The 12743-nt window shown below is 64.2% G+C and carries 14 protein-coding genes and 1 tRNA gene; 10 read left to right on the top strand and 5 right to left on the bottom strand.

Going from position 1 to position 12743, the window contains the following annotated elements:
* Positions 1-3 precede the first annotated feature (3 nt).
* The 6 genes from plsX (at position 4) to Q0982_RS04815 (ending at position 3994) form a co-directional block, all read left to right on the top strand.
* Positions 4-1050 carry a phosphate acyltransferase PlsX gene (gene plsX, locus Q0982_RS04840; protein WP_299392357.1) on the top strand — a complete coding sequence of 349 codons (1047 nt, stop codon included), beginning with the start codon at positions 4-6 and terminating at the stop codon, positions 1048-1050.
* Positions 1050-2030, top strand: coding sequence for a beta-ketoacyl-ACP synthase III (locus Q0982_RS04835; protein ID WP_322096950.1), 981 nt, complete (start codon positions 1050-1052; stop codon positions 2028-2030). The genes plsX and Q0982_RS04835 overlap by 1 nt, the downstream gene beginning before the upstream one ends.
* Positions 2031-2175: 145 nt before the next feature.
* Positions 2176-2499 carry an integration host factor subunit alpha gene (locus Q0982_RS04830; RefSeq protein ID WP_299392352.1) on the top strand — a complete coding sequence of 108 codons (324 nt, stop codon included), beginning with the start codon at positions 2176-2178 and terminating at the stop codon, positions 2497-2499.
* 32 nt (positions 2500-2531) lie between these two features.
* Entirely contained in the window at positions 2532-2939 is a 408-nt protein-coding gene (locus Q0982_RS23790) for a MerR family transcriptional regulator (protein ID WP_322096949.1), read from the top strand.
* A gap of 78 nt (positions 2940-3017) precedes the next feature.
* A tRNA-Pro gene (locus tag Q0982_RS04820) sits at positions 3018-3094 on the top strand.
* A 57-nt stretch (positions 3095-3151) separates the two neighbouring features.
* The gene (locus Q0982_RS04815; protein ID WP_299392349.1) at positions 3152-3994 is read left to right on the top strand and encodes a YdcF family protein; all 843 of its coding nucleotides are present in this window, start codon (positions 3152-3154) and stop codon (positions 3992-3994) included.
* On the opposite strand, the gene Q0982_RS04810 is transcribed toward Q0982_RS04815, so the two are convergent.
* On the bottom strand, positions 3943-4857 hold the full coding sequence (locus Q0982_RS04810) for an SPOR domain-containing protein (protein WP_299392348.1): 915 nt from the start codon (positions 4855-4857) through the stop codon (positions 3943-3945). The two genes, Q0982_RS04815 and Q0982_RS04810, sit on opposite strands and share 52 nt — an antisense overlap.
* 230 nt (positions 4858-5087) lie before the next feature.
* On the opposite strand from Q0982_RS04810, the gene Q0982_RS04805 reads away from it, so the two are divergent.
* Entirely contained in the window at positions 5088-6755 is a 1668-nt protein-coding gene (locus Q0982_RS04805; protein ID WP_299392345.1) for an ATP-binding protein, read from the top strand.
* Between the two features lie 45 nt (positions 6756-6800).
* On the opposite strand, the gene Q0982_RS04800 is transcribed toward Q0982_RS04805, so the two are convergent.
* Positions 6801-7127, bottom strand: coding sequence for a hypothetical protein (locus Q0982_RS04800; RefSeq protein ID WP_299392343.1), 327 nt, complete (start codon positions 7125-7127; stop codon positions 6801-6803).
* A gap of 68 nt (positions 7128-7195) precedes the next feature.
* On the opposite strand from Q0982_RS04800, the gene cutA reads away from it, so the two are divergent.
* The 3 genes from cutA to Q0982_RS04785 all read left to right on the top strand — a co-directional run bounded on the left by cutA (position 7196) and on the right by Q0982_RS04785 (position 9652).
* Complete coding sequence (cutA, locus tag Q0982_RS04795; RefSeq protein ID WP_299392340.1) at positions 7196-7519, top strand: divalent-cation tolerance protein CutA; 324 nt, start codon at positions 7196-7198, stop codon at positions 7517-7519.
* Between the two features lie 485 nt (positions 7520-8004).
* On the top strand, positions 8005-9207 hold the full coding sequence (locus tag Q0982_RS04790; protein WP_299392338.1) for an MFS transporter: 1203 nt from the start codon (positions 8005-8007) through the stop codon (positions 9205-9207).
* Between the two features lie 43 nt (positions 9208-9250).
* Positions 9251-9652: a VOC family protein gene (locus Q0982_RS04785; protein WP_322096948.1), complete on the top strand. Its 402-nt coding sequence runs from the start codon at positions 9251-9253 to the stop codon at positions 9650-9652.
* 61 nt (positions 9653-9713) lie between these two features.
* Here Q0982_RS04785 and Q0982_RS04780 read toward each other — a convergent pair whose 3' ends face one another.
* The 3 genes from Q0982_RS04780 to Q0982_RS04770 are packed head-to-tail and all read right to left on the bottom strand — an operon-like array spanning position 9714 to position 12709.
* A complete protein-coding gene (locus Q0982_RS04780) occupies positions 9714-11000 on the bottom strand; it encodes an O-acetylhomoserine aminocarboxypropyltransferase (protein ID WP_299392337.1) in 1287 nt (428 codons plus the stop codon).
* A 14-nt stretch (positions 11001-11014) separates the two neighbouring features.
* Complete coding sequence (locus Q0982_RS04775) at positions 11015-11518, bottom strand: CoA-binding protein (protein ID WP_299392334.1); 504 nt, start codon at positions 11516-11518, stop codon at positions 11015-11017.
* An 18-nt stretch (positions 11519-11536) separates the two neighbouring features.
* Positions 11537-12709, bottom strand: coding sequence for a mechanosensitive ion channel family protein (locus Q0982_RS04770; protein WP_299392331.1), 1173 nt, complete (start codon positions 12707-12709; stop codon positions 11537-11539).
* Positions 12710-12743 lie beyond the last annotated feature (34 nt).

Below are 12743 nucleotides of genomic sequence, written 5' to 3'. Positions count from 1 at the left end.
CCGATGGGCAAGGCTCTAACCATCGCGCTTGACGCCATGGGGGGTGATGCTGCCCCCGGCATGGTCGTGCGCGGCGCCGACATCGCGCGGGAGCGTTTTCCCGAGGTGCGCTTCGCCATGTTCGGGCGCAAGGCGGACATCGCGCCGCTGCTCGAGCGCAAGCGGCGTTTGAAGGATGTCACCACCCTGCACCATACCGACGATGTGGTGAGCAGCGAGGAAAAGCCCTCCGTGGCACTGCGGTCGGGGCGCCAGTCCAGCATGCGCCTGGCGATCAATGCGGTCCAGGAAGGCGCGGCAGACTGTGTCGTCTCTGCCGGCAACACGGGCGCCCTCATGGCGATGGCCAAGTTCGTCCTGAAGACCCTGCCAGGGATCAACCGCCCGGCGATCGCGTCTTTCTTTCCCACCATGCGCGGCGAATCTGTAATGCTGGATCTCGGCGCCAATGTCAGCTGCGATGCCGAGAACCTGGTGGACTTCGCCGTAATGGGCAACGCCTTTGCCCGCTCTGTGCTGGGGCTGTTGCAGCCCAGCTACGCTCTGTTGAATGTTGGCTCCGAGGACACCAAGGGGCACGAGTCCTTGCATGAGGCCAGCGGAATCCTGAAGACGAGCGGGCTGCCGGGGGAGTTCCTGGGCTTTGTCGAGGGCGACGATATCGCCAAGGGTTCGGCCGACGTGATCGTCACCGATGGCTTTACCGGGAACGTCGCCCTGAAGACGGCAGAGGGGACGGCAAAGCTGATCAACGAATACATGCGCCACACCTTCCGTTCCTCGGTCCTGGCCAGTCTCGGCTACCTGCTTGCCCGGCCGGCGATGCGCAAGCTGCGTAAGCGCGTCGATCCCCGCGGCTACAACGGCGCGATGTTCCTGGGCCTGAACGGCATTGCGGTGAAAAGCCACGGTGGAACCGACGCACTCGGCTTCGCCAACGCCATCGGCGTTGCCGTGGACATGCACCGTCACGGCATTATCGAAAAAATTCGTTCAGATCTCGCACTCCTGGATCGCGGGCCGGACAAAGCGCAGGTGGCCGCGGTCTAGTGATGTACCGATCCCTTGTCACCGGCTGTGGGGCCTATCTGCCCGCGCAAATCGTCACCAACGCCCAGCTCGCCGAGCGCGTCGAAACCAACGATGAATGGATCCGCCAGCGCACGGGCATCTGTCAGCGCCACATCGCTGCGGAGGGCGAGATGACTTCCGATCTCGGAGTCGCTGCGGCGCGTGACGCGCTGGATGCGGCCGGCGTGGCGGCCGGGGAGATCGACCTCATTGTCTGCGCCACCTCGACGCCGGACGAAACCTTCCCGGCCACGGCAACCCGGATCCAGCACAGGCTCGGCGTTCCCCAGGGCGCGGCCTTCGATGTGCAGGCGGTCTGCAGCGGCTTTGTTTACGGCCTTTCAGTGGCCGACAATTTCCTGCGTGTCGGCCAGGCGAAAAAGGCTCTGGTGATCGGGGCCGAGACCTTCTCGCGTATTCTCGACTGGACGGACCGCTCGACCTGCGTGCTCTTCGGCGATGGCGCCGGCGCTGTGGTGCTGGAGGCTGACAAGGCCGCCGCCAGCGCCAATGGCAGCGGCCGCGGCGTTCTCTCCACCCACATCTATTCCGACGGCAGCCATCACGACGCGCTCTATGTCGACGGCGGCCCTTCGTCTACCCAATCTGTCGGCCATCTGCGGATGGAGGGGCGGGAGGTCTTCCGCCATGCCGTTGTCCGGATGGCCGAGGCGGTGGATGCGGCCCTTGAGGCCAACGGCCTGACGCCCGGCGACGTCGACTGGCTGGTGCCGCACCAGGCCAATATCCGCATCATCGAATCCATGGGGCGGCGGCTGAATCTGCCGAGCGACCGTGTCGTGGTGACCGTCGACCGCCACGCCAACACCTCTGCGGCATCGATTCCCCTGGCGCTCACCGAGGCGGTGGGCGATGGGCGTATCCAAAGCGGTGACTTGCTGCTGATGGAGGCCATGGGCGGCGGTTTTACCTGGGGTTCCGCCCTGCTGCGCTGGTGATTCGCGCCGGCTCTCCGCCGATCTGAAGCCTGCTTCTCAAGCTGCGTCAAAAATTAGTCGCATCCCACGGTATTCCCTGCATAATTGACCGCTTAATGACGTTGCGCTAAGGTTTTTCAAACTTAGCATTTCGACGGAGGGGGGAATGGCAGGAGGGACGATTACGAGGGCTGATCTCAGCGAGGCGGTCTATCAGGAGGTCGGCTTGTCCCGCAACGAGTCGGCGGATTTGGTTGAATCGGTGTTGAATGAGATCTCGGACGCCCTTGTCCGCGGAGAGATGGTGAAGCTCTCGTCTTTCGGCAGCTTCTCGGTTCGCGAGAAGGGGGAGCGGATCGGCCGTAATCCCAAAACCGGGGAAGAGGTGCCGATTCTGCCGCGACGGGTCCTGGTGTTCCGCGCCTCTCACGTCCTGAAGAATCGGATCAACGATACCCTCAGCCGTGTCGGTCACGAGGTTTCCCATTAACGCAGTCACCAGCAGGATTTTCCCAGGTCAGAATGCAAGCCAGTCGCCCCGCCGGTAAGTCAGCGTCAGCCTTTCGGACCATAAGCGAGGTCAGCGAAGAGCTGGATGTGCCCCAGCACGTCCTGCGCTTTTGGGAGGGCAAGTTCAGTCAGGTTCGCCCTCTGAAGCGTGGTGGCGGGCGGCGCTACTACAGGCCCGAAGATATTGCGCTGCTCAAGCGGATCCGCGATCTGCTGTACAGCGAGGGCTATACCATCAAGGGCGTGCAGAAGCTCCTGCGCGAGGGGCGGGCGAAGGACGACGGCGCTGCGGCCGAACCGGCAGCCGCCCCCGCGTCCGGCGGGCTCGATGGCCAAAAAGCGCAGGAAATCAACGAGATCATAGCCGAACTGAGCGAGCTTCGGGATCTGTTGAAGAGCGCCAACAAGCGCGCTGGCTGAGGCCGGCAGGCAAGCATTGCCTTCGGCCCTGCCGCTCGCTATACAAAGCCCGCGCTTTCGGGCGCGAAGAACACCTGTCGGAGCGTAGCGCAGCCTGGTAGCGCACCACACTGGGGGTGTGGGGGTCGTAGGTTCAAATCCTGCCGCTCCGACCATCACTTCGAAAGGGCCGCGCCGTCAGGCGCGGCTTTTTTTGTTGCTCCGGGCCGTGAGTGGGCACCGGATCGGAAGAGAAAAATCATTATAATCAGAGAGATATGAGCTTTTTCTTCCTTTCCAAGATAGTGTGGTTCGTGCTCAAGCCGCTGAACGCGCTGCTGATTCTCCTGTTTGCCTGGCTGGGTTTTCGCGCGATCGGATGGCGCCGCTGGAGCCTCGGTGCCGGCCTGCTGCTTGCCCTTTACGCCGTGCTGATCCTGGCAACGCCGGTGCCCGAGCTCCTGCTCCGGACCCTTGAGAACCGCTTCGCGGAACCAGCGTCGGGGCCCGCGGTGGCAGGCATCATTGTTCTTGGCGGAGCCACCGACGATGGCGAAATTGCTGCTGCGCGCGGACAGGTCGCCCTCAACAGCAATGCGGAACGGTTGACCGCTGCCATGGCGTTGCACCGCGCCATGAGCGATCGCCCGCTCATAGTCTCCGGGTTCAGCGGACGCCTGGTACCGCGCGGACTGAACGAAGCGCAGATCACCCGGCTGCTGTTCGAGCAGCAGGGGCTTCCCATGGCACAGGTCCGCTTCGAAGCCAAATCCCGCAATACAGCCGAGAACGCGCGCCTCAGCGCCGGGCTTGCCGGCGATGACGCCAGGCCCTGGCTGCTGATCACCTCGGCCTGGCACATGCCGCGGGCCGTTGCGAGCTTCCGCGCCGCCGGTCTTTCGGTGATCCCGCATCCGGTCGACTTCAGGACCCATCCGGACAGGCTGGCTTGGCCGCGGGGACCCGGCAGTTCGCTGACTATGGCGTCTCTGGCTTTGCGTGAATGGGTGGGGCTGCTGGCCTACTACGTCACCGGGCGTACGGAGGAGTTCTTGCCGTCGCCCTCGGGCGGCTGACCGGCGGCTGACTTCGGCGCCTTCATGACCTGACAATACTGCTTCTTGGCCTTCAGTGCCGCGCAGAGATCCTGCGCCGCCTTCTTTGACGCGAGCGGACCTGCCAGTACGCGGTAGAAGGTGCCGCGCTTGGCGATCTCGGTCTTGGTGATGGCCGGACCGAAACGGCCGAGTTCCGCGGGGAAGGCCTTCTTCAGAGACTGCCATTCTTTATTGGCGGCTTCCTTCGAGCGCAGGGAGGAGAGATGGGCGACCAGATCGCCGGCTTTCTCGTCCCTGTCCTCGGGCTTGGCCGCTGCAGCCGCCGGCGTATCTGCGGCGGCACGGGCCGGCTTGCGCAGGGGTGCTGCCGGTGCAGTCTTCTGGGCTGAGTTCGAACCGGAATCTGGGCCGGTCGGGCCCGTGGGGTCGATTGCCGCCGTGGAGACCGGGGCTGGGTTCGCGGCGGGTACAGTGTCGCTGACGCCTGCCGGACCGGTGGGGTCGGCAATCGCAGCGCCCGCAGGCGTGACCGGCGCCTCCTTGAGGTGTGGTCCCGGGGTGGCTGCGGACGTGCTTTCGTCGGCCTCGGGCCCGGCCGCCGGTTCCGCCCCGGCGACCATGCCGGCGGCGGTCTGATCGATCACACCGCTGTCGACGGTGCCGTGGCGCTCGCTGTCCTCGGCCACCCATTCCAGACTGCTGTCCTGGGTGCTTGGCGGTGCCTCTCCCTTCGACAGGTCTTCCGCGGCCTTCAGAACCGAGGCTTCCAACCGGTTGGCCCAGCCCTTGGTATCGTCATAGATCGCCTGACAGCCCGAGAGGCTGACGAGGCCGGTGAGGACGATGACGAAACCGCCAAAGCGGCTGCTTTTCTGGCGCATGACAGCGCACTCCACGCTTCTGGAACCCGCCCGGCCGCTCAGCAGAGGCGGCGTTAACCAAGCAGGCCGGATCGGAGCCATGCTAGGGCTGCTGTGGTTTAAAATCCTTAAATGCCGATGGGTTAGGGGCTCTTCCTAAAAATCCGGTCTTCGCCATTGCTTAACGTCTGGCTGCAATGATTCTGCGCGATCTGGCCCTCTGCCAGGGCTCATGCGGGAAAGCAGGTGGCATGCAAACGGCTGAGAACATTGTGCCCGCCCCGGAGGGGGCACAGAGTGAGGCGGCGGACGGGCTGAAAGTCGGCCATATCGTCTCGGTGACGGGCTCCAAGATCATGGGCAGCCTGGTTTCCGTCGGGCCGGACCCGGATGCCTCGGCGCGCCTGAACGAGGCGGTCCAGATCGGCGCCCTGGTGAAAATGCCGACCGCCCGCTCGGTCGCGTTCGGCATCGTCTCGTCGCTTTCCACCGGCAACCCATCGCCGTCGCCGTCCTTCGGCGAGCAATGGGTCGTGGAGATCGATCTCTTCGGCGAGTACGTCCGGCAGGACGGCGCCGGCGCAGAGGGCTTCGATCTGCTGCGCGGCGTGTCGATCTACCCCGGACTTGGCGACCCGATCATGGCCGCGACCTCTGCCGAACTGAAGCAGATCTACAAACGCCCCAAGGCGTCCAATGTGCGCGTTGGATCGCTGCATCAGGATCAGACCATGCCGGCCTACCTGGTGACAGACGATCTCCTCGGCAAGCACTTTGCGATCCTCGGCACAACCGGCTCCGGCAAGTCTTGCGCCCTGGCGACCGTGCTGCATGCCATTCTCTCCGAACATCCCTTCGGGCATGTGGTGCTGCTGGATCCGCACAACGAGTACTCCAGTGCCTTCCAGGGCCTGACCGAGGTGGTGACGCCGGAGAACCTCCAGCTTCCGTACTGGCTGCTGAACTTCGAGGAAATGGTCGAAGTGATGTGCAGCCGGGACGAGATCAACCGCTCGGCCGAGTCGTTCATTCTCAAGGACGCGATCCTTATGGCGAAGCGGGCGACTGCGGGCAGCGAGGACGAGGGCCGTCATCTGACCGTCGATACGCCCGCGCCCTATCCGCTGAGCGCGCTGCTGCAGAACATCGAGGCAGCCATGGGCCAGCTCCAAAAGGCGGAGCAGGCAAAGCCCTATCTTCGGCTGCGTTCGCGGATCGAGAACCTGCGGGCCGACCGCCGCTACGCCTTTATGTTCTCGGGGCTTTCGGTGAAAGATACCCTGCCGGAGGTCCTGGCGCGGATTATCCGGGTGCCGGTTGACGGCAAGCCGCTCACCACCTTCGATCTCTCCGGCGTGCCTTCGGAAATCGTCGACGTCGTCGTCTCGCTGCTCTGCCGCACGCTTTTCGATTTCGCGGTCTGGAGCGAGCGCGAGTCCGCGGTACCGGTCCTTTTGGTCTGCGAAGAGGCACACCGATACATTCCCGAGGACGAAAACAACGGCTTTGAGCCGACCCGCCGCATGATCTCCCGCATCGCCAAGGAGGGGCGGAAGTACGGCCTCTCTCTCGGGCTTGTCTCGCAGCGGCCCTCCGAGCTGTCAGAGACCATTGTCTCCCAGTGCAGCACGCTCTTCGCGCTGCGTATGGGCAATCAGAAAGATCAGGACTTCGTGCGCCATGCCCTGCCGGAAAGCGCGGAAGGCATGCTCGCCAGCCTGCCGGCCCTGCGCAACCAGCAGGCGGTGGTGGTGGGTGAGGGTGCGGTCCTGCCGATGCGCATCCGTTTCGACGACCTGCCCGAAGGCAAGCGTCCACAGAGCGATACCGCCAGTTTCTCGGACACCTGGCAGGCCGAGCGTGGCCTCGACGGTTTCGTTGCCAACACCATCGAACGCTGGCGTAAACAGATCCGCTAGCGCCTCCGCGTCCGGGCGGGCTTCACCTCACCGTTCATGGAAGCCTCAGCAAAAGAGGTCTTCCACCAGATCCCGCGCTGCTGCATCACCGGCGGCGTCGCCGGACCCGGCCGCCTTGCGGCCTGATTCCGTCAGCTTGCAGACGAGCCAGTCCGGCTTGGTCGGATTGTCGAACCAGGGCTCGGCCCAGCCTTGCTCGATGCAGCTGCGGATGGTGCGGCTGTCGTATCGCTGCCCGTAGTGATCGAACAGAGGCAGTTTGCCGCCGGCCTGATCGAGGCCGCGCCGCAACCACGCGAGCTGCGTTACCGTTGGACGGACGCGCCGCCGCCTGCGTTCGAGCGCCTGGGCCGTGGGGGACAAGTCGGCCATGCTCTCTCTCCTATGGTCGCGCTATGCTAGCGTAGCAGCAGAAAAATTGCGAATCGGGAGAGCCCGCAGTGGCAGCCTGTCTGGTGTATGTGACGACCGGTACCTTTGCTGAAGCCCAGGCGATCGGACGCGCCATGGTTAAGGAGCGCCTGGCCGCCTGCGCCAATATCGTCCCAAGGATCGTGCCGATCTTCTGGTGGGACGGGGACGTGCAGGAGGGTGAGGAAAGCCTCCTCCTGCTCAAGACGGCGGACCGCCAAGTGCCTGCGCTGATCGAGGCGGTGAAGGCACAGCACAGCTATGACTGCCCTTGCGTCACCGTCCTGCCGATCACCGGCGGCAATGCGGATTTCCTGGGTTGGATCGAGGCAGAGACCGCCAGCGGCGGCTAACCCCGAGGGGTGATTGCGGGCTTTCCGTGGTTGGCTAGGACTCTACTTTGCCGGCCTGAACAGATGGCGCACCGCCATCCTGTACTCCGGATCCCAGACAACTCGCTCCAGGTCGATGGATTTGTCCGCATCTTTGGTTGTGTCGCGTTCCCGATCGGGAACTGCAGTGCTGCAGCGGTGCCGCTCTGCGCCGTTCATTCCTGGGCTCGTCATCCCTGTCCTCATACCTCTGTCACGGCCCGGCGGCTGCTCCGGGCGCTTCGCTCTGCGTGGAAATGTCTGTGCCATCGGTTGCCAGTCTGGCGCCTGATCTGGGCCGTAGAAGGTCCGGATCATGGCCCGGCCGTGGCGGATTGGGGCGCAATGGTGGCAGCTGTAATCGGGCTGTTGAGGCTGTCACTGCATGGCAGGTTTGCAGGGCCACGACTTGTCGTCACCGGGATCGATGTATACACCGGTACCCTGGACGGATAAGGGGAGCCGCCGTGAGGGCCGGGTCGGCACAACTGACGCTGCTGTTTTCGTGCTTGGGCCATGCCTACATGCACCTCTTCACGGCATTTTATTTTGTGATCGCCCTGACCCTGGAGGCTCAGTGGAGCATACCCAACCATGAGTTGATAAAGCTCTGGGCTTTGGGGTCTCTGCTCGTGGGCTTCGCGGCGTTGCCGGCCGGGTGGCTGGGAGACCGCTGGTCCACCCCCGGCATGATGACGGTCTATTTCGTCGGCCTCGGCCTTTCCGGCATTCTCTGCGGCCTCGTCAGCACCACCAGCGCGCTGCTGCTCGGCTTGACGTCCATCGGCCTGTTCAGCGCCATTTATCACCCGGTCGGCATCGCTTGGCTGGTGCGTAGCGTCAAAACGAAGCGCGGCATGGCGCTGGCGGTGAACGGGATCTTCGGGTCGCTGGGCGTCGCTTCCGCCGGCCTTGTGGCCGGCCTTCTGATCGATGCGATAAGCTGGCGCGCTGCCTTCATCGTCCCCGGGGTCATCTGCCTGGTCACCGGGCTGGCGCTTTTTGCAGCTCTGCGCCTTGGCTGGATTGCCGATGGGGACGGGGAGCAGGACAGCGATCCGCCGCCCAGCCGGAACGACATGGTGCGGGTCTATGCGATCCTTCTACTCACCATGGCGGTGATGGGCCTGATGTTCCACGCAACCCAGGCCTCTCTGCCGAAGGTCTTCGACCTGCGGCTGCGCGACCTGGCGGGGGAGGGCGCCTTCGGAATCGGCCTGCTGGTGGCGGTTGTCTACACCGTGGGCGGTCTGATGCAGCTCGCCGGTGGCTGGCTGGCCGACCGCTACTCCCTGAAGCTCATCTACCTGAGTGCCTTTGCCTTTCAGATCCCGGTCATGGCGCTGCTGGCCGGCGCCGGCTCGACGCCTCTCATTGCGCTGGCCATCCTCACGGTCCTTCTGAGCTCGGCTGCTCTTCCGGCGGAAAACATGCTGCTGGCGCGTTACACGCCGCAGCGCCACCGCAGCCTCGCCTACGGGGTCAAGTTTGTTCTGGCCTTTGCCATTGCCAATCCGGCAATCTTGCTGGCGTCCTGGGTTGAGGGACGCACGGGCGAGTTTGGCTGGCTCTATGCCCTCATGGCCGCCGCTGCTGCAGCGGCGGCTCTCGTGACACTGTTCCTGCCGAACAAGAGACCGCAGCCAAGCATGGCTGTGCCGGCGGAGTAGAGGAATCGCCAAGTAGACGTTTCAAGAGCGAGTTTGTACCCCTATGACTTCTGTGCCTGTGGAGCTTGATCGTTTCGACCACTTCGTCCTGACGGTTCGCAATGTTGAAGAAACCTGTGCCTTCTATGAGAAGGTTTTCGGCATGCGCCGAGTCGATTGTGGCGAGGGGCGGGTCGCGCTTCACTTCGGACGCCAGAAGATCAATCTGAATCCCAACCCCTCGCCGATCCTACCGAAAGCCGCCGTGCCGGTTCCCGGCTCCGCGGACTTCTGTGTGGTGACGGAGGTCCCGCCGCGCGAGGTTCTCAAACGCCTGCAGGCCTGCAGCGTGGGGATCGAGGAGGGGCCGGTGGCAACCACCGGCGCCCTGGGCGAGATGAGCTCGGTCTATTTCCGCGACCCTGATGGCAATCTGGTGGAAGTCGCCTGCTACGAGACGGGCTGACCCCGCCGTTCCGGCCTCCCACTCTTCGCTGTGAGGGGAAGTTACGCTGCGTTGGCCGGGCTTAGTCTGTGGTGAGGGCCTGATCGAGATCGGCAAGCAGATCTTCGACGGTTTCCAGGCCGATCGACAGGCGGACCACCTCGGGCCCGGCGCCGGCCGCCTGGCGCTGCTCTTCGGTCAGCTGGCGGTGGGTGGTGGAGGCCGGATGCAGGATCAGCGAGCGGGTATCGCCGATGTTGGCGAGGTGGGAGAACAGCTCGCAGGCTTCCACGACCTTCACGCCGGCCTCGTAGCCGCCTTTGACGCCGAACGTGAAAACCGAGCCGGCACCGCGCGGCAGGTACTTCTGTGCGGGCCCGTGATAGGGGCTGGACGGCAGCGCGGCTGAAGACACCCAGTCGACGGCGGGATGGCCTTCCAGAAACTCGGCGACTGCTTTGGCGTTGGTGCAGTGCCGCTCCATGCGCAGGCTCAGCGTCTCGCAACCGAGCAGGGTCTGGAAGGCATTCATCGGCGCCATAGTCGCGCCGAGGTCGCGCAGGCCGACGGCATGGGCCTGCATGGTGAAGGCCATGTCGCCAAAGGTCTCATAGAAACTGAGGCCGTGATAGGCAGGCTCCGGCGCGGCCAGACCCGGAAAGCGGTCGCTGGCCGACCAGTCGAAACGGCCGGAATCGACCACCGCGCCGCCCATCGAGGTCCCGTTGCCGGAGAGAAACTTGGTGGTCGAGTGCACCACCAGGTCGGCGCCCCAGTCGAAGGGCTGGCAGAGGTAGGGGGTGGCCATGGTGTTGTCCACCACCAGCGGAACGCCGGCCTCGCCAGCGACTTCCGCCAAGGCCTCCAGGTCGCTGACCACACCGCCCGGGTTGGCCAGGCTCTCGACGAAGATGGCCTTGGTCTTCGGGGTGAGTGCCTGGCGCACGGTCTCCGGGTCGTCGACGTCGACGAAGTCGACCTGCCAGTCGAACTTCTGAAATGTCTTGCCGAACTGGGTGATGGAGCCGCCGTAGAGGCGGTTGGAAGCGATGAAGCGGTCGCCCGGCCCCATCAGCGCGAAGAACACCAGCATCTGGGCCGCATGGCCGGAAGCGCAGCAGGTGGAGCCGCGCCCGCCCTCAAGGCTGGCCAGACGCTCCTCCAGGGCGGCCACCGTCGGGTTGGTGAGGCGCGAATAGATGAAGCCGAAGGTCTGCAGATTGAACAGCGAGGCCGCGTGGTCGGCATCGTGAAAGACGTAGGAGGTGTTCTGGAAGATCGGCGTCTGCCGTGCCCCCGTCACCGGCTCCGGCTGGGCGCCGGCGTGAATCATGCGGGTTTCGAAGCCCGGGGTCTTGCTGGATTTCATGGGTCAGGTCTTCTTCATGACAACCGCACGCGCCGGCGCTTGGCAGAGATGATGCCGGAGTTGAAGCCGCCCCAGGACAGCTCCGAATGCAGGCGCCCGAACTCGATCTTCGGGCAGCGGTCCATGACCACGGTCAGCCCGGCCGCCTCTGCCTTTGCCGCCGCCTCGACGTTGATCACGCCGAGTTGCATCCAGATCACCTTGATGCCCTTTTCTCCGGCGACGGCGATGGCCTCCTCGGTGATCGGTCCGGCGGCGGCCGAGTTGCGGAAGATGTCCACCATCTCGAACCTGCCCGGAATCTCGGCCAGCGAGGCATAGACGGTCTCGCCCAGGATCTCCGTGCCGGCGGCACCCGGGTTGACCGGGATCACCCGGTATCCCTTTTCCTGCAGGTACTTCATCGCAAAAAAGCTGGGCCGGTTCCACTTGGGCGAGGCGCCGACCATGGCGATGGTGCGGGTACCCTGCAGAATCGCCAGGAGGTCTTTGTTGCTGTAGCTGGGAAGCGCGCTCATGGGGTCTGGTCCGCCGCTCTAGTCCGCTGCCCGCGCAGCGACGGCTGCCGCTGCCTCGCCGTCGTCCTGCGGTGGCACAAAGGGTTCCGGGCGGTCGTCCGGCAGGCTCTCGACATAGAGCGACTGGCTTGGGAAGGCAAAGCCGCTGCCGGCGCCTTCCACGACCTCTTTGATGTGATAGGCCAACTGCTCCTTGATCTCCAGCCACTCGCCCCAGTTCGTCGTCTTCGTGAAGCAGTAGAGCATGATATCGATCGAGGAGTCGTTGAAGCTGTCGATCCGCACGAAGGTCGAGACCTCGGGCGGTTGGGCGAAGGCTTCGTTGCCGATGACGTAGGACTCGATCCCGTCCCGGATCTGCCGCAACTGCTCCACCGTCGTCCGGTACTCGACGCCGATCTTCCAGTAGATCCGCCGATGCGTCATGGCAGAGAAGTTCGTGACCGCGTTGTCCGACAGCTTGGCGTTGGGAACGAAAACAGGCGCTTTGTCGAAGCGGCGCACGCGGGTCGAGCGGAAGCCGATGGTCTCCACCGTGCCCTCGACCACGCCGTCGACGCGGATCCAGTCTCCGGGATGGAAGCGCTTTTCCGCCAGCACCAGGATCCCGGCAATCAGGTTCTTGAAGAGGTCCTGGGCGCCCAGCGCCACCGCGACGCCGAAGAGACCGAGACCGGCGATGATCGGACCGACTTCGATCCCCCAGATCTCCAACACGGTCGCAACGCCGATGAAGACGATGCCGATCTTGGTCGCCTTCACCAGCCATTCGATCATCGGCCGCGTGAAGATGCGCTCCAGCCGCTTGAAGAGGAAGGAGAGGGGGCCGATGGCGTTGAAGAAGCCCCAGAAGATCGTCAGGACCACCAGCGAGCGCAGGAAGTTTTCCGCGATCAGCTCGAAGGTGCCTTCGGGACCCAGGTACTCGATCGCGAAGAAGGCACCCATGACGACGGGGATGAAGCGTACCGGCTGTTCGAGCGCGGCGATCAGCTCGTCGTCGAAGCGCCCTTCGGTCTTTTCGACGAAGCGCTTGAAGCGGGCCAGGATGATCGTCGTGAACAGGCGCCGGAAGATCAGGAACAGCAGGAAGATGCCGAGGGCGATCAGCAGCCGTCCGATCTCAATTCCAAGGAAGCCCTGGTTCCAGACATCCAGGACCAGGGCCCAAAACTCTTGCAGTTGTTGCATAAAGGAAAAGGCTTTCTGTCGGCGGGTGGCTGTC

Source organism: Pelagibius sp. (assembly GCF_028281305.1).
In the GTDB taxonomy this organism is placed as follows: domain Bacteria; phylum Pseudomonadota; class Alphaproteobacteria; order Kiloniellales; family Kiloniellaceae; genus Pelagibius.
The sequence above is the reverse complement of the archived record's forward strand: the minus strand, read 5'-3'. Positions and strand labels throughout refer to the sequence as shown.